The sequence below is a fragment of the Microbaculum marinisediminis genome (assembly GCF_025397915.1).
GTDB lineage: Bacteria > Pseudomonadota > Alphaproteobacteria > Rhizobiales > Tepidamorphaceae > Microbaculum > Microbaculum marinisediminis.
In genome coordinates, this window is the sequence record NZ_JALIDZ010000006.1 from 95,651 (window position 1) to 113,948 (window position 18,298).

The 18,298-nt window shown below is 65.0% G+C and carries 18 protein-coding genes; 14 read left to right on the forward strand and 4 right to left on the reverse strand.

What is annotated here, in order from left to right:
• The first annotated feature begins 544 nt into the window (after window positions 1-544).
• Both MUB46_RS14140 and MUB46_RS14145 read left to right on the forward strand, forming a co-directional pair.
• Complete coding sequence (locus MUB46_RS14140; RefSeq protein WP_261616582.1) at window positions 545-1,975, forward strand: porin; 1,431 nt, start codon at window positions 545-547, stop codon at window positions 1,973-1,975.
• Window positions 1,976-2,218: 243 nt separating this feature from the next.
• Window positions 2,219-3,019, forward strand: coding sequence for an OmpA family protein (locus MUB46_RS14145; protein ID WP_261616583.1), 801 nt, complete (start codon window positions 2,219-2,221; stop codon window positions 3,017-3,019).
• 46 nt (window positions 3,020-3,065) lie between these two features.
• Here MUB46_RS14145 and MUB46_RS14150 read toward each other — a convergent pair whose 3' ends face one another.
• Window positions 3,066-3,992: an alpha/beta fold hydrolase gene (locus MUB46_RS14150; RefSeq protein WP_261616584.1), complete on the reverse strand. Its 927-nt coding sequence runs from the start codon at window positions 3,990-3,992 to the stop codon at window positions 3,066-3,068.
• Between the two features lie 2 nt (window positions 3,993-3,994).
• The gene (locus tag MUB46_RS14155) at window positions 3,995-6,397 is read right to left on the reverse strand and encodes a lytic transglycosylase domain-containing protein (RefSeq protein ID WP_261616585.1); all 2,403 of its coding nucleotides are present in this window, start codon (window positions 6,395-6,397) and stop codon (window positions 3,995-3,997) included.
• Window positions 6,398-6,585: 188 nt separating this feature from the next.
• Between MUB46_RS14155 and dapA the strand changes: the two genes are divergently transcribed.
• Window positions 6,586-7,467, forward strand: a complete 882-nt coding sequence (gene dapA, locus MUB46_RS14160) for a 4-hydroxy-tetrahydrodipicolinate synthase (protein ID WP_261616586.1) — start codon at window positions 6,586-6,588, stop codon at window positions 7,465-7,467.
• Between the two features lie 20 nt (window positions 7,468-7,487).
• Window positions 7,488-7,964, forward strand: coding sequence for an SsrA-binding protein SmpB (gene smpB, locus MUB46_RS14165; RefSeq protein WP_261616587.1), 477 nt, complete (start codon window positions 7,488-7,490; stop codon window positions 7,962-7,964).
• A gap of 12 nt (window positions 7,965-7,976) precedes the next feature.
• Here smpB and MUB46_RS14170 read toward each other — a convergent pair whose 3' ends face one another.
• Together MUB46_RS14170 and MUB46_RS14175 are read right to left on the reverse strand one after the other, a co-directional pair.
• A complete protein-coding gene (locus tag MUB46_RS14170; protein WP_425256274.1) occupies window positions 7,977-8,708 on the reverse strand; it encodes a uracil-DNA glycosylase in 732 nt (243 codons plus the stop codon).
• Window positions 8,692-9,339, reverse strand: a complete 648-nt coding sequence (locus MUB46_RS14175; protein ID WP_261616589.1) for a LabA-like NYN domain-containing protein — start codon at window positions 9,337-9,339, stop codon at window positions 8,692-8,694. The genes MUB46_RS14170 and MUB46_RS14175 overlap by 17 nt, the downstream gene beginning before the upstream one ends.
• A 335-nt stretch (window positions 9,340-9,674) precedes the next feature.
• Here MUB46_RS14175 and rpoZ point away from each other — a divergent pair, with 335 nt between their 5' ends.
• The 10 genes from rpoZ to recO all read left to right on the forward strand — a co-directional run bounded on the left by rpoZ (window position 9,675) and on the right by recO (window position 18,169).
• A complete protein-coding gene (rpoZ, locus tag MUB46_RS14180) occupies window positions 9,675-10,049 on the forward strand; it encodes a DNA-directed RNA polymerase subunit omega (RefSeq protein ID WP_261616590.1) in 375 nt (124 codons plus the stop codon).
• 158 nt (window positions 10,050-10,207) lie between these two features.
• Entirely contained in the window at window positions 10,208-12,427 is a 2,220-nt protein-coding gene (locus tag MUB46_RS14185; protein WP_261616591.1) for a RelA/SpoT family protein, read from the forward strand.
• A 19-nt stretch (window positions 12,428-12,446) separates the two neighbouring features.
• Window positions 12,447-13,034: an orotate phosphoribosyltransferase gene (pyrE, locus tag MUB46_RS14190; RefSeq protein WP_261616592.1), complete on the forward strand. Its 588-nt coding sequence runs from the start codon at window positions 12,447-12,449 to the stop codon at window positions 13,032-13,034.
• A 71-nt stretch (window positions 13,035-13,105) separates the two neighbouring features.
• Window positions 13,106-13,690 (forward strand): DUF2062 domain-containing protein, encoded by a 585-nt coding sequence (locus tag MUB46_RS14195; RefSeq protein WP_261616593.1) that lies wholly within the window; start codon window positions 13,106-13,108, stop codon window positions 13,688-13,690.
• Entirely contained in the window at window positions 13,690-14,463 is a 774-nt protein-coding gene (locus tag MUB46_RS14200; protein WP_261616594.1) for a pyridoxine 5'-phosphate synthase, read from the forward strand. The genes MUB46_RS14195 and MUB46_RS14200 overlap by 1 nt, the downstream gene beginning before the upstream one ends.
• A gap of 27 nt (window positions 14,464-14,490) precedes the next feature.
• Window positions 14,491-14,898: a holo-ACP synthase gene (gene acpS, locus MUB46_RS14205; protein ID WP_261616595.1), complete on the forward strand. Its 408-nt coding sequence runs from the start codon at window positions 14,491-14,493 to the stop codon at window positions 14,896-14,898.
• 119 nt (window positions 14,899-15,017) lie between these two features.
• Window positions 15,018-15,776 (forward strand): signal peptidase I, encoded by a 759-nt coding sequence (gene lepB / locus MUB46_RS14210; RefSeq protein WP_261616596.1) that lies wholly within the window; start codon window positions 15,018-15,020, stop codon window positions 15,774-15,776.
• On the forward strand, window positions 15,776-16,480 hold the full coding sequence (gene rnc, locus MUB46_RS14215; protein ID WP_261616597.1) for a ribonuclease III: 705 nt from the start codon (window positions 15,776-15,778) through the stop codon (window positions 16,478-16,480). Before lepB ends, rnc begins: the two co-directional genes overlap by 1 nt.
• Complete coding sequence (gene era / locus MUB46_RS14220) at window positions 16,473-17,414, forward strand: GTPase Era (protein ID WP_261616598.1); 942 nt, start codon at window positions 16,473-16,475, stop codon at window positions 17,412-17,414. The genes rnc and era overlap by 8 nt, the downstream gene beginning before the upstream one ends.
• A gap of 38 nt (window positions 17,415-17,452) precedes the next feature.
• Window positions 17,453-18,169: a DNA repair protein RecO gene (gene recO, locus MUB46_RS14225; protein WP_261616599.1), complete on the forward strand. Its 717-nt coding sequence runs from the start codon at window positions 17,453-17,455 to the stop codon at window positions 18,167-18,169.
• The last annotated feature ends 129 nt before the right edge of the window (window positions 18,170-18,298 follow it).

Genomic DNA, 18,298 nt, shown 5'->3' on the forward strand with positions numbered 1-18,298 from the left:
GCCCATCCCCGATGCCCCGGCGAAGTCCGCTTCGCCGGGGCATTTTCGTTCTCCGCGCGTCTCCCGAGAATCGGTGGCCGCTGGCCGACGCAGAATCGCGGGGCCTGGGACCGGCCGTATTGCGCTGCGAGGGGCCGAAATCGCGAAACCCAGGGCGCCGTCTCTTAACGAGATATTCCGCTCGAACGATCGCCAAGAACCCAAAAAGCGCCCAAAACGATGGTGGGAAGGGCCCCTAATCGCCCCTATAACGCTGGAATCCTCAAGGAAATTGAGGCTTGGCGGTAACAACGTGGACTTTGTGCAACACCACCTGGAAAAGCAGCCGTTCCGGGCCGAAACAGCCGCTTTGTTTGTTGATCGGCAATCGGTGTTGGGTAAGTTGGCGATGCGACGCCGGAAATCCGGGGAGTCGCAACGCTTGCGTTCGGGGTCGCCTCGGGTCGCAAGTAACTCGCGGGGAATTAGGGGAAGTCCAGTGGCTCGCGCCCAGAGGAACGAAACCTGGTCCCTAAGGTGGAAATTGGAGGTCAGGATGAACAATATGAGAAACATCTTCCTCGGCTCGGCTGCGGCTTTCCTCGCAGCTACGACTGGGGCCCAGGCCGCCGACATGATGATGGATGTTAAGGCTCCCCGGGAGCCGGTGTACCGGTGTGACATCACCGGCTTCATCGAGCTGCCGGGAACGGACATCTGCTTCAAGGTCGGTGGTTTTGCTCGACTCGTTGTGGTCGGCGCTGAAGACCAGTGGTTCGGTGACGAGTTCTATCGCCCGGACTCGATCGTTCCGGACGGACACACGATCCAGGACCGGATCCAGATGTACGGTCAGGGCCGTGTGAACTTCGACGCCCGCACCTCGACCGAGTACGGCACCGTCCGTGCATTCGTCGAGCTGCAGGCGACGGACAACGACGCCCGTACCGGTGGTTCGGCTGATCTGCGTCACGCCTTCGTTCAGTTCGGTAACTGGACGTTTGGTAAGACCTGGTCGACCTTCCTGCATCTGGACTCGTCGGCTTCGACGACTGACCCGTACGTGATCATCGGCGACAACTTCATGCGCCGTAACCAGGTCCGTTACACGGCCAGCTTCGGCAACGGCTTCTCGCTGTCGGTCGCACTGGAAGATCAGGACTACACGTCTCCGACCGCTTACGGTGCAGCCGGCCTTGTCGGTTTCCCGCGCGGTGTGAACCCGGGTGCGTGGAATCAGGTTGGCCTCTTCTTCCCGGCCAACGTGGTCAGCGACCGCAACGACATGCCTGACATCGTCGCGAACCTTCGCGTCGACGGCGACTGGGGTAATGCCCAGCTGTCGGGTGCCATCACCAACAACGAGTTCCGTGAGGTCTCGCTTGGTGGTGCTGCTCCGGGTCCGTATCCGGGCACGCAGACCGATTCCGAAATCGGTTGGGCCGCTCTGTTCGGCTTGGTCCTGAACGTTCCTTCCGTTGGTGAAGGCGACTACTTCGCGTTCAAGGCCATCTACACGGACGGCGCTCACCAGTACTTCCAGGACAGCTTCGCTGGTGCCCAGGGTGGTGCTGGCGTCATCAACGCCGTCTGGGGTGCCTGCAACGTGCTGACCCCGGCGACGGGTGGCTGCATCGTCGACACCGTGACGACCTGGTCGCTGCTCGCCAGCTACACGCATAACTGGACGCCGACCTTCGCTTCGACGCTCGGTGGCGGTTATGGCAACGTGTCTGCTGACGACGTGATCACGAACTTCTTCGTGCCGACCACGCTGACCTCGGATTCGTCCAACGACTTCTGGCAGGTCTACCTCGACTTCGCGTGGACCCCGGTTCCGCGGACGACGTTCAACGTCGACCTGGTGTACGGCAACGCCGACTACGGCCTGCCGCAGGCCGGTGGCTGCATTGGCCCGGTGGGCATCTGCGGCCCGGCTGTCGACAACTCGGATGGTGCCTTCTCGGCCGCCTTCCAGGTCACCCGGTCCTTCTGATCCGGTTTAAGGGACGGCCGGTCTTCGGACCGGTCCCCCGACCAGATACCCCGGCGGCGCGAGCTGCCGGGGTTTTCTTTTGTCCCCAATGCCTTTGATCTGAATAGCTCGGCCATCCGGCTGGTTCGAATCGCCTAACCTGTGGCTCTGACGAACCGCCCCGGACCACTTTTCATGCCGATCCAATTCGGGCGACTCCGCCCTTTTGTTTCTGTTGTCGCTGCTAGCCTGATTTTCTTCTCCATGTCCGGGGGGCTGGTGTCGCGCTCGCGGGCCACGACGTCTGATTCCGCCGGCCCCGCCGATTACGAACTCACGATCCGGCTGACGCGGAACACGATCGAATTGCACGGCTCCGTTCCGGATGCGCCGGCAACGGCGACGATCGTCGCAGCCGTCGCGGCGGCGTTTCCCGACAGACCACTGACGACCGGCCTTGTCCCGCGGCCGGACGCGCCGCCCCGGTTCGCCGACGCGGCCAAACTGGCAATCGATCTGATGACGCGATTGGCCGAGGGGGAGGCGAGCCTGGGCGATGGCCGGTTCGCCGTTTCCGGTGCGGCCTTTCACGGATCCGCGAAGGCCGAGCTGTTGAACGCGCTCGCAACCGGTTGGCCGGAGGGCTACGAAACCCGGGACGTTAACGTAACGGCAGGTCCGTCCGGACCGGCCGTGGCCGCGCCGGACTGCGAGGCTGCGATCAAGACGGCGATCGACGGCCGCGGGATCGCGTTCGAGGTGGGCCGGGCGCAGATGCGAGCCGACAGTCGGCCGGCGCTCGACCATGTCGCCTATGAAGCGGCGCGCTGTCCGGACGCGCTGATATCGGTCGCCGGACACACCGATTCCGACGCTGCCGCCGACGCGAACCACCGGCTCAGCCTTGAAAGGGCGCGAGCGGTCGCGGACCTTCTGATCGCGGAAGGCGTCGCCACAGAACGAATTACGGTGCTTGGTTACGGGGAAAGCCGTCCGTTGGCCTCGAACGGCTCTGAGGCCGGGAAGGCGCGCAACCGCCGCATCGAGTTCGTGCTACGCAATTGACCGCCCGCGCGGGCGGTTGCGGGTGGCTCTCGGCCGGGGGCTTGGATCAGCGGTCTTCGGCGGACGTGACGAAGGCGGAAATCCGGTTGAGAACCGCCGGTTCGAACAGAAGCGGCGCGTGGCCGGCGCCGTCGACGGTCAAGAGGTCCAGATCGGGATGGCGGTCCCGCATTCGCTCGGCCGTCTCCGCCGACAGGATGTCCGAATGGTCGCCGCGCACTACCATGACGGGGATGTGTGCCAGGCCGTCGAACTGCGGCCACATCGTCGGCAGGGGCTGGTTGAAATCGATATTAGCCAGCGTTTTCATGAGCTTGGGATCGAAATCCCGCATAGGTCGGCCGTCCTTCTCGGCATAGGTCCGGCGCGCGAAGAGGTCCCAGGCGGCATCGTCGAGAGCGGGGAAATGGGCTTCGTACGCCCGTTTCAGACCGTCGACCGCCTGGTCCCATGTCGCGGGAACGTTTGTGCCGGCCAGGACGTTCTTGATGCGGAGCAGGCCGCGCCCTTCGATCGCCGGACCGATATCGTTCAGCACCACGGCCTTCAGAACGGTCGGGCGGGCGGCGGCCAACAGCATGGTGACGAGGCCACCTCGGGAGGTGCCGACGAACGCGGCCGCTTCGATGCCGCGGGCGACGAGGACGTCCAGCACGTCGGCCATTTCGACCATCGGCGAATAGTTCTTCCAGTTCCGGTCGTAGCCGGAGCCGCCGCGTCCGCGGAAGTCCATGGCGACGACGCGGCGGGGCCGGTGCTTGTGGGTCGAAAGGAAGACGGCGAGTTCGTGGAAATCGCGGGTATTGCGGGTCAGGCCGGGCAGGCAGACGACGGGCAGGTGAGGGCTGGTTCGCGCGCCGTATTCGCGCAGATGAAGCCGCAGCCCGTCCCGCGCGGTGACGGAAACGTCGCGCCATTCCGCCGACGCTTCGGAGGTCTCCGCGAGCGTCTCGGCACCCGCCGTATCCGCCATGCTCAGTGCCCCTCGCCGAACCCCAGAGCGGTTGCCGGGGCGCCGCCGGTATCGAGCGGGCCGCTGCCGAAGCCGCTGAAGACGCCGGGAACGCCGTTGTCGTAGACGCCCGGACGGCTGCCGGTATCGACGGCGATCATCGTGTTCCCGTATCCGATCGGCAATCTCAGGTCGTCGGCGATGAGCAGTTTCTGGCTGCCGCCGAGGCTGGCGCGATAGACCTGCAGGCCCTCCATCACGCGCTGCACGTAGTTGCGCGTTTCGTTGAAGGGAATGAGCTCGACCCAGTCGACGGGATCGATCTCACCCTTGCGCGGATCGCCGAACCGCTCGATCCACTCGGAGACGCGGCCGGGGCCGGCATTGTAGGCGGCGAACACCAGGGCAAAAGCGTTGTTGTAGTAATCCGCCAGCTCGCCGAGATGGGCGGCGCCGAGGGTCGCGTTGTAGCGCGGATCCGCTGTCAGGCGCTTGAGATCGTACGGTTGGCCAACCGAGCGCGCGGTGGCCTTGGCCGTCGCCGGCATCATCTGCATCAGGCCGCGTGCGCCGGCCGGGCTCACGGCCTCCGGATTGAACACGCTTTCCTGGCGGGCGATCGCATAGACCACGGCCGGGTCGATCGGCGCGCCCATCTTGGGATAGTCAGGCATGCCGTCGGTCGAGAACGCGTAGGCATCCGTCGGCGCCCCGGCCTGGCTGCCGCGTTTGCCGATCCACACCGTGCCCCATTTCAGGCCCATCCGCTGCGCGGTTTCGGCAAGGCCGACGAGGGTGAGCGGGTCGTCGGTCTCGTTGGCCATCGAGATCATGTAGCGAGCCGCCTGATCCTTCTCGCCGATCTGGGCAAGCAGGCGCATGGCACGAACGCTGTCGCGCTCGTTGACGATCCGCCGTGCCGTATCGGCGATGAGCGGCTTGTCGGGGCCGGGCACCGAAGTGCGGCCCACACGGTCGAGCGACAGCTGGCCATAATAGGTCGTCGGGAACGCGCCGGCGGCCAGATAGTGCTCGAGTGCCCGTTCCGGCTCGCCACCCTCTTCGGACGCGCGGCCGAGCCAGTATTCCGCCCGCGCCTGGCTAATCGGCGTCGTGGCGATCGTCTTCAGTTCGGCGAAATGCGTCTTCGCGGCTTCCGGATCTTTCAGGAAGCGCAGGGCAATCCAGCCGGCATGCCACTCGTTCTCCAGCCGGTCGATCGCGGATTCCGCGGCATGCGTGCTGACGAGGTCGTAGGCCGCCTTGGCGTTGTCCTCCTCGATCAGTTCGCGCGCGATGATGCGCCGTTCCAGCGCCCATTCGTCGGGGTCGACGAGCTTGTCGTCGTCGAAGGCGGCGGACAGCAGCAGCTTGGCCGCCTCCGCCTCCTTGCCGGTGCGCCGATACCATTGCACCTTGGAAAGCAGATATCCCGGATCCGCCTTCGAGGTGTCCGGCAGCTTGTCGAGCGCCGAGCCGGCCGCCTTGGATCGCCGGATAACGGCGATGCGCGCCTCGGCCAGCTTCAGGTTGTTGCCGCCGAGTTTCTTCGCCACCCGAAGGGCCGCCGCGGTCTCGCCTTTATAAAGCAGCCGGTCCATGCGGACCTTGTGGTCTTCACCGGTGAGGATCTTGCCGAACCGCTCGAGGACAAGCTTTTCCTCGCCCTGGGTCAGCGACGCACTCCGCCACAAGGCACGGATCATCGCGCGCGCCCGGTCGAGGTTGCCGGCCTTGTCCAGCGCGCTGGCGAACACGATGGTGCCGGCGCTGCTCAGGGGGGCCTCTTCTTCAAAGGCGGCGATCACTGTATCCGGTTTCGCCCGCTGCGCGAGCAGGGCGACCTCGAAGCGCTTGCGGATGAGCTCGCGGTTCGGCCAATCGGGATTGTTGTCGAGGAAATCCGCTATGCGGGCGTGGGGGGCCGAAAGCGAATAATCGCGGACATAGAGGAATTCGATAAGCGTGCGCGCCGCGGGGTCGGCAATCTTCTTCTGGATGGCCAGGGCGGCGTCGAAGCGCCGCGCCGAGATGTGGTTGACCGCCTCGCGCACGGCGGCCGCCGTGGCGTCGTCGGCAACGGCCCCGAGGGCCCCGTCGGGGCCGAACCTGGGACCGGCTTCCGGCGGACGCTGTCTCGGCAAGGCAATGCCGTTCGAAGAGAATTTCGCGCCGGGCGCGTCAGCGTCGCCGATATCCGTATCCGCCGTGCCGGACTCGGTCCCGGCGGCCTCGCGTTCGGTGGCATCGGTCTCGGCGGCATCCGTTTCGGCGGGTGCGGCCTTGGCGGCGTCCGCCTCCGATGCAACCGATCCGGGGCGTTCGCGCGGCAGCGGTACGTCAGACGCCGTCAACGCGATGCCGGTGCCGGGCGCAACGAATGCGCCGGCGGCGAGGCCAATTGCGACGAGCCGTGGTATCGACATAAACACAAACTTTCATTGCAAAGTCTGAAAAAATGATGATAGCGGGACGTTTTTGGCGAGAACGTGTCATCGCTCAAAGGCCCGGCGGTGGTGGACAAGCCTGCTGCTTGCCGCTACGGGGTCCAGAATCTATGCTCCACGCCGCTCTAATCCCCGGCCAGGCAGCCGGATAGAAGGAACGCTCAGTCATGTTTACCGGATCGATCACCGCACTCATCACGCCGTTCTCGAACGGTGCGGTGGACGAGAAAGCGTTCCAGGACTTCGTCGACTGGCAGATCACGGAAGGCACCAACGGCCTGGTACCGGTCGGAACGACCGGCGAATCGCCGACGTTGAGCCACGAAGAGCACAAGCGAGTCGTGGAACTGTGCATCGAGGCCGCGCAGAAGCGCGTGCCGGTGATCGCGGGTGCCGGGTCCAACAACACGGCCGAGGCCATCGATCTGGCCAAGCATGCCGAGCAGGCCGGCGCCGATGCCGTCCTCGTCGTCACGCCCTATTACAACAAGCCGAGCCAGGAAGGCCTTTATCGCCACTACAAGGCGATCAACGACGCCATCGGTATCCCGATCTTCATCTACAACATCCCGGGACGCAGCGTCGTCGACATGAGCGTCGAGACCATGGCGCGGCTCTTCAGGGATTGCGACAATATCGTCGGTGTGAAGGACGCGACCGCCAACCTGAGCCGGCCGAGCCTCCAGCGCATGGCGTGCGGCAAGGATTTCATCCAGCTTTCGGGAGAGGATCCGACGGCGCTCGCCTTCAACGCCCATGGCGGCGTCGGTTGCATATCGGTGACCTCGAATGTCGCGCCGCGCCTGTGCGCCGAGTTCCAGCGCGCGTGTCTGGCGGGCGACTACGCCGCCGCGCTCGACTATCAGGATCGCCTGATGCCGCTGCACCGGGCCCTGTTCATCGAGACGAGCCCGGCGCCGGTGAAGTACGCGATATCGCTGCTCGGCCGGATCACGCCGCTGGTGCGCCTCCCGGTCGTCGAGGTCAGCGAGTCGACCAAGGCCGAGGTCCGCGATGCCATGGTGCACGCCGGCATTCTGAACGCCTGAGGCAAAAAAGGTCCTAGAACATGGCGACGGCGCGAAAGGCGCCGGCGGGCAAACTCGTTGCCGAAAACCGCCGGGCGCGATTCGACTACGAGATCCTCGATACGGTCGAGGCCGGCATCATCCTGACCGGCAGCGAGGTCAAATCGCTGCGCGAGGGCAGGGCGAGCCTGTCGGAGGCCCATGCCGGCGAGATGGGTGGCGATCTGTGGCTGTTCAACGTTCATATTCCCGAGTACGGGCCGGCGAACCGCTTCGGCCACGAGCCGAAGCGCCCGCGCAAGCTGTTGCTGCATCGCCGCGAGATCAACCGGCTGATCGGTGCCGTCCAGAAGGAAGGCATGACGATCGTGCCGTTGAAGATCTATTTCAACGAGCGCGGCATCGCCAAGCTCCTGATCGCGCTCGCGCGCGGCAAGAAGGCCCACGACAAGCGCGAGACCGAGAAGAAGCGCGACTGGCAGCGTGAAAAGGCGCGGCTGATGCGAGACCGCGGCTGAAGCCGGGGCTGGTCAGCCGATTTCGTCCCGGACCGCCGCGAACACGGCCTTGAACATCTCCGGTGTCAGCCGCCCCGTGTTCGTGTTGTAGCGGGAGCAGTGATAGCTGTCGAAAAGCGCCAGCGATCCCGGATCGTTCTGGCCCAGATCGTGCCCGCCAAGTTCGTGTCGGCCAAGTTCGTGTCGGCCAAGTTCGTGTTGGGCAGCATGGGCGAACGGATGGGCCGCCCGACGCGCGCCGAGCGCCGAAAGGATCGACTCATGCGCGATCCGGCCGAGCGCGACGATTGCCCTTAGACCCGTGGTTTCGGCGATCGTTGCGCTGAGAAACGGCCGGCAATTACCAATTTCCGCTCCGACGGGCTTGTTTTGCGGCGGCACGCACCGCACCGCGTTGGTGATCCGGCAGTCCACGAGCGTCAAACCGTCATCCGGATCGGCGCGATAGTGTCCCCGCGCGAATCCGAACTCGGACAGCGTCTCGTATAGAAGGTCGCCGGCATAGTCCCCGGTGAACGGTCGACCGGTCTTGTTGGCGCCCTTCAGTCCAGGGGCGAGCCCCACCACCAGCACGGAGGCATTCGCTGGGCCGAAACTGGGAACCGGCGCGTTGAAGAAGTCGGGATGGTCGGCGCGATTGCGGGCGCGAAAATCCGCGAGCCGCGGACACGCGCGGCAGTCTCTGGGCGGTTCGGAGAGCAAATTGGGACTCGGCGTCGGCAATCGGTCAGGACTCGACGTAATCTTCGTCGTAGTCGTCTTCGTCTTCGAAATCGTCACCGGCCTCGCGTTGCGCCCGCTCGGCGGCCGCCTGCTCGCGGCGCGCGGCGCGCTCGGCCTTCTCGGACGGATCGCGGCCGATCTCGCCCTGCAGCCTGGCAAGATCGACGAAAACGTCGGCCTGACGACGCAGTTCGTCGGCGATCATCGGCGGCTGCGAGGAGATGGTCGAGACGACGCTGACCCGCTTGCCCTTGCGCTGCAGCGCGTCGACGAGCGAACGGAAATCGCCGTCGCCGGAGAACAGCACGACGTGATCGACCCGGTCGGCGAGCTCCATCGCGTCGACGGCGAGCTCGATATCCATGTTGCCCTTGACCTTGCGACGACCGGTCGCGTCGTAGAATTCCTTCATCGGCTTGGTGACGACCGTGAAGCCGTTGTAGTCGAGCCAGTCGATCAGCGGACGAATCGAGGAATATTCCTGATCTTCCGCCAGGGCGGTGTAGTAGTACGCTCTGATGAGGGTGCCCTTCGATTCGAATATCCCAAGCAAGCGCTTGTAATCGATGTCGAACCCGAGCGCGCGTGACGTAGCGTACAGATTTGCGCCGTCTATGAAGAGCGCGATGCGCTCATGCGCGTAGAATTTCATCGTTAATCCTTCCACTTAGGCGTGCGCCTTAAATAACGGCCGTAATCGACGTCGTTTCGTCGTCTGAAATTGGACCCATCTGCGGCAGCAATTGCCGTAAGATCAGGTGTTGGCCGGCGCCCCCAGCGCATGAATAGCTGTATATGTGCACTGCGGAATTCGCAAGCAGCCCAAATGACTGAGGCGTGATTGTCCGACGTTGTCCCCAATATGGCGAATCCCGCCGAACGGCGCCGATTCTCGCGGAGCCGGCTAGTGCTTAAGCCTTGTCAATATCGTGAGGAACGCGTATATGCGCCATCAAACCTCCCTTTAACGACCCGGAGACCCCTGTCATGGCCCGCGTGACGGTCGAAGATTGCATCGATAAGGTCGATAACCGTTTCGAGCTGGTGCTGCTCGCAAGCCATCGCTCCCGTATGATCTCCAACGGCGCGTCGATCACCGTCGATCGAGACAACGACAAGAATCCCGTGGTGGCCCTGCGTGAGATCGCCGACGAGACCGTCTCGCCGGATGATCTGACGGAGGAACTCATCCACTCCATGCAGAAATTCGTCGAGGTCGACGAGCCCGAGCCCGACACCGTTCCGGTCGTCGCCGTCGCCGCCAGCGGCGAGTCGGACGACGATATTCAGTTCGACCGGATGTCCGAGGAAGAATTGCTGAAGGGCCTCGAGGGCCTGACGCCGCCGGAAGACCGTGAGTGATCCAGGTCACCGTTCCGAAGATAGCTGAACACAGTCCGCCGTTCTCTTGCGCCGGTTCAGGCATGGCCGGCGGACAGGCCGTTTCCGAGGCGCTTTCGCGCGTTTGCGCTTTGACGGCCACCCCGGGATTGCCCCGGGAGGTGGCATGGTAAGCCGCCATGATGCGCCAATACGAGCTGGTCGAGCGCGTCACTAGCTACGACCCCGACGCCGACGAGGCCCTGCTCAATCGCGCCTATGTCTACGCGATGAAGGCGCACGGCACGCAGAAGCGCGCGTCCGGCGATCCATATTTCTCCCACCCTCTCGAAGTCGCCGCGATCCTCACCGAGCTGAAGCTCGACGACGCTACCATCGCCGCCGCGCTTCTGCACGACACCATCGAGGATACCGAGACCACCCGGGCGGAGATTGACAGGCTGTTCGGCGAGGAGATCGGCGAGCTCGTCGACGGGCTCACCAAGATCAAGAAGCTCGATCTCGTCTCCAAGGCGCTAGAGCAGGCGGAAAACCTGCGCAAGTTCATGCTGGCGATCTCCCGCGACGTGCGGGTGCTGCTGGTCAAGCTCGCCGACCGCCTGCACAACATGCGGACCCTCGATCACGTTCCGGAAGCCAAGCGCAACCGCGTCGCCGAGGAGACCATGGACATCTATGCGCCGCTGGCCGGGCGCATGGGCATCCAGTGGATGCGGGACGAGCTGGAGGAGCTGGCCTTCCGCCAGTTGAACCGGCAGGCCTACGAGATGATCGCCTCCAGGCTGGCGATGATGCGTGACGCCAACAGCGAAGCGATCGCCGAAATCGAGCAGGCGCTTACGACCAAGCTGGCCGACCGCGGTATCGACGCCGTGGTGATCGGCCGCGAGAAGCGGCCTTATTCGATTTGGCGCAAGATGGAGCGCAAGTCCGTCTCCTTCGAGCAGCTCTCCGACATCATCGGCTTTCGCGTCATCGTCGGCTCGATCGAGGACTGCTACCGCACCCTGGGCATCGTCCATACGACTTGGCCGACCGTGCCCGGGCGGTACAAGGACTATATCTCGACGCCGAAGCAGAACGACTACCGGTCGATCCACACGACCGTGATCGGCCCGCGCCACCGCCGCGTCGAGCTGCAGATCCGCACCCGCGAGATGAACGACATCGCCGAGTACGGCATTGCCGCGCACGCCCTCTACAAGGACGGCGTGCCCGCCAAACCGGGCAACGGCGACGGCCGCAGCGCGATCGAAAGCGGCGCCTATCGCTGGCTTCGCCGTCTCGTCGAGATGGTTTCGGAAGGCAACACGCCGGAGGAATTCCTAGAGCACACCAAGCTCGAGCTGTTCCAGGACCAGGTATTCTGCTTCACGCCGAAAGGCCGTCTGATCGCCCTGCCGCGCGGGGCCAACGCCATCGACTTCGCCTATGCCGTCCATACCGACATCGGCAACACGGCGATCGGGTGCAAGATCAACGGACGCATGTCGCCCTTGATCAGCGAGCTGCACAACGGCGACGAGGTGGAGATTATCAATTCCAATGCGCAGTCGCCGTCGCCGGCCTGGGAGGCGATCGCGGTGACGGGGAAGGCGCGTTCGGCGATCCGGCGGGCAACGCGGGACGCCTCGCGCAAGCAGTATTCCGCGCTCGGCCGCCAGATCCTGATGCGCGCCGTCGATCGCGCCGGCAAGGCCTATTCGGACGAGCGCCTGGCGGCGGTTCTGCCTCGGCTTGCCCAGCACAACGTCGAGGACGTGCTCGCCGCCGTCGGACGTGGCGAGCTGTCGTCGCGCGACGTGCTCAAGGCGCTCTATCCAGACTATCAGGAGGAGCGGCCCAAGCGCGCCGCCCATAGCCGCAAGGAGGAGGGCTGGTTCGGCCTGCGCCGCGCTATGAGCCTGAAATTCCGGTCTCCCGGGGCCGACAATGGCGAACGCGCCGGCGCCATTCCGATCCGGGGCATCAAGGGCGACCTGCCGGTGCGCTTCGCCGCCAATGGCGGCGCTGTCCCCGGCGATCGTATCGTGGGCATCATGACGCCGGGCGAGGGCATCACGATCTATCCGATCCAGTCGCCGGAACTGAAGACGTTCGACGACTATCCCGAGCGATGGCTCGACGTGCGCTGGGACATCGACGAGGAAAGCCCGGAACGCTTTCCCACCCAGATCGTCGTGCGCGCGATCAACGAACCCGGCACGCTCGCCCAGGTGGCTCAGGTGATCGCCGAGAACGACGCCAATATCGACAATGTGAAGATGACGACCCGCACCGCGGACTTCCACGAGATGACCATCGACCTGGAGGTCTGGGACCTGAAGCACCTCAATACGATCATCTCGCTGCTCAAGGGCAACAAGTCCGTCAATTCGGTGCAGCGGGTGAATGGCTAGAATGGACAGGGAGACGATTTTGAACACGGACGCCGTCCTCGACGAATTTCGCGCCGCGGGCGCCCTTCTGGAAGGGCATTTCGTCCTTTCGTCCGGTCGCCACAGCGGCGCCTATCTGCAGTGCGCCCGTGTGCTGATGGAGGCGAAGCGCGCCGATCGGCTGTGCCAGGCGCTCGCAGACAAGATCCGCGCCCGTATCGACGACCCGTTCGATCTCGTCGTCTCTCCCGCCATGGGGGGCGTCGTGGTGGGCTATGAGATGGGCCGCCAGCTCGGCGTTCCGTCCATCTTCATGGAGCGTGTCGACGGACGTTTCACGCTGCGGCGCGGTTTCGATATCGCCCCCGGCGCCCGCGTCCTGATGGTCGAGGACGTGGTTACGACCGGCCTTTCCTCGCGCGAATGCATCGCCGCCATCGCGGCTGCGGGCGGAAATTGCGTCGCCGCCGCGTGCCTGGCCGACCGCTCCAACGGGACGGCGGACGTAGGCGTGCCGCTGGTCTCGCTGGTCGCGCTCGCGGTTCCCTCCTATGCGGAGGACGAAGTACCGCCAGAATTGGCTGCCATACCGGTTACAAAGCCCGGCAGCCGGTTTCTGAAATCGTAACGGCCTGGCTGTAATGTGGACATAACGAGCCCCCTGTATGAGCGACCCGTCGAGGGCGTTTAGATCGAGTCATGCTTTTCAAGCGTAGAGACAAGGCCCCACTACAGGAACGTGTCCGCGTCGCTCTCTGGCCTCGGCGCTCCTGGGGGCGCTCGCTCCGCTACATCGGAAAGCGCGTGCTGCGGCTGTCGGCATCGCCGCATGCGATCGCCGCCGGTTTTGCTGCCGGCGTCATGGTCTCGTTCACGCCTTTCGTCGGCCTGCATTTCGTCCTCGCCGCGATTCTTGCCTTCGTCACCGGCGGAAACATCCTCGCGTCGGCGCTCGGCACGGCACTCGGCAATCCGCTGACCTTTCCGTTCATCTGGGCGGCGTCTTATCGGATGGGGCTGCTGATCATGGGCGGCAACGGTGCCTCGCACCCGCCCATCGACATGAGCCTCGGGCTGTTCGCGCATTCCTGGGATACCTTGATGCCGGTGCTGACGACGATGCTTATCGGTGCCGTCCCTCTTGGTATTATCGCCTGGATCGTCTTTTATTTCCTCGTGCGCACCATCGTGCGGTCGTTCCAGGCCGCGCGACAACGTCGTTTCGAGGAACACGCCGCCCGCAAGGACGCGGTGGCGCCTACGTCACTGGGGAGTGAAGGCTGATGTCGGGTTTTGGATTGGGCCAGCTGCGGCTCGGCGTGAACATCGATCACGTGGCGACCATCCGCAATGCGCGCGGTGGACGGCACCCCGATCCGGTGCGCGCCGCACACATCGCCGTCGAGGCCGGTGCCGACGGCATCACCGCGCATCTGCGCGAGGATCGCCGCCATATCACCGACGAAGACATCGCGCGCCTGAGCGTCGAGATCGACCGTCCGCTCAATCTGGAGATGGCGGCGACCGACGAAATGCTGGAAATCGCGCTGCGCCACAAGCCGCATGCCGCCTGCATCGTCCCGGAAAAGCGGGAGGAGCGTACCACCGAAGGCGGGCTCGACGCAGCCGGTGGCCACAACCATTTGCAGCGTTTCGTTTCCGAGCTGTCCGGCATCGGTATTCGCGTGTCGCTGTTCATCGAGGCGGAGGAACGGCAGATGGATGCCGCCGCCTCGCTCGGCGCGCAGGTGGTTGAAATCCATACCGGCCGCTTCTGCGATCTGGCGCTGGCCGGTGACGGGCCTGGCCGCGAGCGCGAGCTGGACCGCATCCGCAACGCGGCCGCCTATGCCGCTTCGCTGGGCCTCGAAGTCCACGCCGGCCACGGCCTGACCTACGAGACGGTCGGCGGCGTCGCCGTGATCCCCGAGGTCGTCGAACTCAATATCGGCCACTTCCTGATCGGCGAAGCGATCTTTTCCGGCCTTGATTCCGCGGTCCGCCGCATGCGCTCGCTGATGGACGCCTCTCGCGTCCGCCAGGCGAGCCAGGGCTGACGGCTCGGCGATATCCGCGGTCATACGATGATACTGGGACTCGGCAACGATCTGATCGACATCCGCCGCATCGAGAAATCGATCGATCGGTGGGGCGACAAGTTCGTGCAGCGCATCTTCACCGACATCGAGCAGGAGAAGTCCGACCGCCGCAAGCTGCGGGCTGCCTCCTACGCCAAGCGGTTCGCCGCCAAGGAAGCCTGCTCGAAGGCGCTGGGCACGGGATTTCGCCGCGGCGTCTACTGGCGCGACATGGGCGTGGTGAACCTGCCGAGCGGACGCCCCACCATGCAGCTCACCGGCGGGGCGCGGCGTATCCTGGAGGAACTCACGCCGGACGGATGCGAGGCGCAGATCGACCTCACCATCACCGACGACTTCCCTCTGGCCCAGGCGATCGTGATCATCACGGCCGTGCCGGCGCGACCGAAGTAGGGCGCCGATCTTGCTGTCCCCGCCGCGTTTTCGCCATTTCACGGGCATTGATTGCGGCGCGAACATGAACCCGTTATACGGGGCAGGCCTCCGGCGCCGGCTCCCCGGAGATTCCATCGATGAGTGTCATGACCGATAAGAAGTCCAAGGACCAGGGCGGGTTCGGCGAAACCATCCGCGTTGTCATCCATGCCCTGATTCTGGCGTTGATCGTCCGGACGTTCCTGTTCCAGCCGTTCAATATCCCGTCCGGGTCGATGATGCCGACCCTTCTGATCGGCGACTATCTGTTCGTCTCGAAATACAGCTACGGCTATTCGCGATACTCGTTTCCCTTCGGGCCCGATCTGTTTTCCGGCCGCATCTGGGCAAGCCAGCCGGACCGCGGCGACGTCGTTGTGTTCAAGCTGCCCCGCGATACGAGCACCGACTACATCAAGCGCGTGATCGGCATGCCGGGCGACGAGATCCAGGTGCAGGACGGTATCCTGCACATCAACGGCGAGCCGGTGCCGCGCGAGAAGGTCGAGGACTACGTCTCCACCGACGCGAACGGCCGCGAGTCTCGGGTTGCCCGCTTTGTCGAGACGCTTCCCAACGGCGTCTCCTACCAGGTGCTTGAGCTCGGCGATAACGGCTTCGGCGACAACACGCCGGTCTACAAGGTTCCCGCCGGTCATTTCTTCATGATGGGCGACAATCGCGACAATTCCACCGACAGCCGCTTTCTGAGCCATGTCGGCTACGTCCCCTTCGAGAACTTCGTCGGCCGCGCCGAGGTCATCTATTTCTCGATCGACGAAAACACGTCCATCTGGGAGGTCTGGAAATGGCCGACCGACCTCAGATGGGACCGCCTTTTCGACGTCGTGCGCTGATGGCCGCTCCGACGCCGGCGGCGCTCGCGGATATCCTTCAGTACCGCTTCCAGGACAGCGACCTCCTGCTGCAGGCGCTGACCCACGCCAGCGCGGTGTCTGACGGAAGCCGCGCGACCTATCAGCGCCTCGAGTTTCTCGGCGACCGGGTCCTCGGGCTCGTGATCGCCGATATTCTGTACGAGATCTTTTCGGATGCCGACGAGGGCGAGCTGTCGCGGCGGCTCGCCGCCCTGGTGCGGCGCGAGACCTGCGCCGATGTTGCCCGCGAAATCGGGCTCGGCCGGCATATCTGGCTCGGCGACGGCGAGGCGCAGACCGGCGGCCGGCGCAAGGATGCCATCCTCGGCGACGTGTGCGAGGCGGTGATCGGCGCGATCTATCTCGATGGCGGCATGGAGGCGGTGCGCGAGTTCATTGCCCGCAATTGGGCCAGCCGGTTGCGTGAGGTCTCGCCGCGCCTGAAGGACGCCAAGACCTCTTTGCAGGAATGGGCGCATGCCCAGGGGCACGGTCAGCCGGTCTATCGACTGCTCGACCGGACGGGCCCGGATCATGCGCCGGTGTTCCGGATTTCCGTGAGCCTGTCGGGACTGGACCCGGCCGAGGCGACCGGCACCAGCAAACGCTTCGCCGAGCAGGCCGCCGCGGAGGCCGTGCTCGTTCGCGAAGGCGCCTGGAAGGCGGGAGCCGGCAATGACTGAGAATGAGGATTCGATGCAGGGCGACGACACGGGGACCGGTCCGCAGCGGTGCGGGTTCGTTGCGCTGATCGGGGCGCCGAACGCGGGCAAGTCGACCCTGCTCAACCGGCTCGTGGGCGCCAAGGTGTCGATCGTCACCCACAAGGTGCAGACGACGCGCACGCTGGTGCGCGGCATCGCCTTGCGCGAGAACACGCAGATCGTCTTCGTCGACACGCCGGGTATTTTCGCGCCCCGCCGCCGCCTCGACACGGCAATGGTCAAGACGGCCTGGTCGGGCGCCACGGACGCCGATCTCGTCGTTCTGCTCGCCGATGCGCGCAAGGGGTTCGACGAAGGCGCGGAAGCGATCGTCGCCAAGCTCGCCGAGGTGAAGCAGCCGAAGGTCCTGGCGCTGAACAAGATCGATACGATGCGCCGCGACAAGCTGCTCGAGGTCGTCGCCCGCTTCAACGAAGCCCTGCAGTTCGATGAGACCTTCCTGATCTCGGCACTGACCGGCGACGGCGTCGACGACCTGTTCGCCGCGATCGCCGAGCGGATGCCGGAGGGCCCCTGGCACTATCCGGAGGACCAGCTGTCCGACTTCCCGATGCGCCAGCTCGCCGCCGAGATCACCCGCGAGAAGCTCTATCTCCGCCTCCACAAGGAGCTGCCCTACGAATCGCACGTGGAAACGGAGGCGTGGGAGGAGCGGAAGGACGGCTCGGTGCGCATCGAGCAGGTGATCTACGTTTCCCGCGACAGCCAGAAGGCCATCGTGCTCGGCAAGGGCGGGCGTACCATCAAGGACATCGGCGCAGCGGCGCGCGAGGACCTCTCCGAGATCCTGGACGTTCCGGTGCATCTGTTCCTGTTCGTCAAGGTCCGGGAAGCCTGGGCCGACGACCCCGAGCGCTATCGCGAGCTCGGATTGGAGTTTCCCAGGGACTGACCCCGCGAAACCGGCGCGACTTCGGGTAGTATCCCGCCATGGAGTGGCGCGACGAGGGTATCATTCTCGGTCTGAGGCGGCACGGCGAGACGAGTGCCATCGTCGAGCTGTTCACGGTCGCGCACGGCCGTCATCTCGGCCTCGTCCGCGGGGGCCGCTCGCGCCGTCTCCAGGTGGTGCTGCAGCCCGGCAATTCGGTGCACGCGACGTGGCGGGCTCGCCTCGACGAGCACCTGGGGGCCTATACCGTCGAGCCCGATGTCTCCCGCGCCGCCGCGCTGATGGAAAGCCAGGCGGCGCTGTTCGGCTTCGCGACGCTGGCCGCACATCTCCGGCTCCTGCCCGAACGCGACCCCCATCCCGAGCTCTACAGGCGGTTTCTCGAGGCGCTGCCGATGCTGTCCGATTCCCGCGCCGCGGCGCGCGAGATCGTCCGGTTCGAACTGACCTTGCTCGCCGATCTGGGATTCGGTCTCGATCTGACCGAATGCGCCGCGACCGGCGCGCGACAGGAGCTGGTCTATGTCTCGCCGAAGTCGGGCAGGGCGGTCAGCCGGCAGGCCGGCGAGCCCTATGCCGACCGTATGCTGAAGCTGCCGGGCTTTCTGCGCCTCGACGAAGCCGATGCAAGCGCCGAGGACGTTTTGGAAGGCTTTGCCCTGACCAGCTATTTCCTGGCGCGTCACGTCTTCGAGCCGCGCCGCATCACCATGCCGCCCGAGCGCGAACGACTGATCGCTCGCCTTCGCGCATGACCAGGCACAAGCCGGTCGATTGCGATTCGCACGTAAGTCGCAGGTGTCGACTGACAATGACCGGAGCGCGACTCTGAAGAGAAAGGCCAGGTCCGGCATTGACGACGTCTACACGACGCCGGGAATCTG

Excerpts from the sequence above, each read along its gene's own strand:
- MUB46_RS14140 (WP_261616582.1), top strand. The coding sequence starts at position 545 with ATGAGAAACATCTTCCTCGGCTCGGCTGCGGCTTTCCTCGCAGCTACG.
- MUB46_RS14145 (WP_261616583.1), top strand. The coding sequence starts at position 2,219 with ATGTCCGGGGGGCTGGTGTCGCGCTCGCGGGCCACGACGTCTGATTCC.
- MUB46_RS14150 (WP_261616584.1), bottom strand. The coding sequence starts at position 3,992 with ATGGCGGATACGGCGGGTGCCGAGACGCTCGCGGAGACCTCCGAAGCG.
- MUB46_RS14155 (WP_261616585.1), bottom strand. The coding sequence starts at position 6,397 with ATGTCGATACCACGGCTCGTCGCAATTGGCCTCGCCGCCGGCGCATTC.
- dapA (WP_261616586.1), top strand. The coding sequence starts at position 6,586 with ATGTTTACCGGATCGATCACCGCACTCATCACGCCGTTCTCGAACGGT.
- smpB (WP_261616587.1), top strand. The coding sequence starts at position 7,488 with ATGGCGACGGCGCGAAAGGCGCCGGCGGGCAAACTCGTTGCCGAAAAC.
- MUB46_RS14175 (WP_261616589.1), bottom strand. The coding sequence starts at position 9,339 with ATGAAATTCTACGCGCATGAGCGCATCGCGCTCTTCATAGACGGCGCA.
- rpoZ (WP_261616590.1), top strand. The coding sequence starts at position 9,675 with ATGGCCCGCGTGACGGTCGAAGATTGCATCGATAAGGTCGATAACCGT.
- MUB46_RS14185 (WP_261616591.1), top strand. The coding sequence starts at position 10,208 with ATGATGCGCCAATACGAGCTGGTCGAGCGCGTCACTAGCTACGACCCC.
- MUB46_RS14195 (WP_261616593.1), top strand. The coding sequence starts at position 13,106 with ATGCTTTTCAAGCGTAGAGACAAGGCCCCACTACAGGAACGTGTCCGC.
- MUB46_RS14200 (WP_261616594.1), top strand. The coding sequence starts at position 13,690 with ATGTCGGGTTTTGGATTGGGCCAGCTGCGGCTCGGCGTGAACATCGAT.
- acpS (WP_261616595.1), top strand. The coding sequence starts at position 14,491 with ATGATACTGGGACTCGGCAACGATCTGATCGACATCCGCCGCATCGAG.
- lepB (WP_261616596.1), top strand. The coding sequence starts at position 15,018 with ATGAGTGTCATGACCGATAAGAAGTCCAAGGACCAGGGCGGGTTCGGC.
- rnc (WP_261616597.1), top strand. The coding sequence starts at position 15,776 with ATGGCCGCTCCGACGCCGGCGGCGCTCGCGGATATCCTTCAGTACCGC.
- era (WP_261616598.1), top strand. The coding sequence starts at position 16,473 with ATGACTGAGAATGAGGATTCGATGCAGGGCGACGACACGGGGACCGGT.
- recO (WP_261616599.1), top strand. The coding sequence starts at position 17,453 with ATGGAGTGGCGCGACGAGGGTATCATTCTCGGTCTGAGGCGGCACGGC.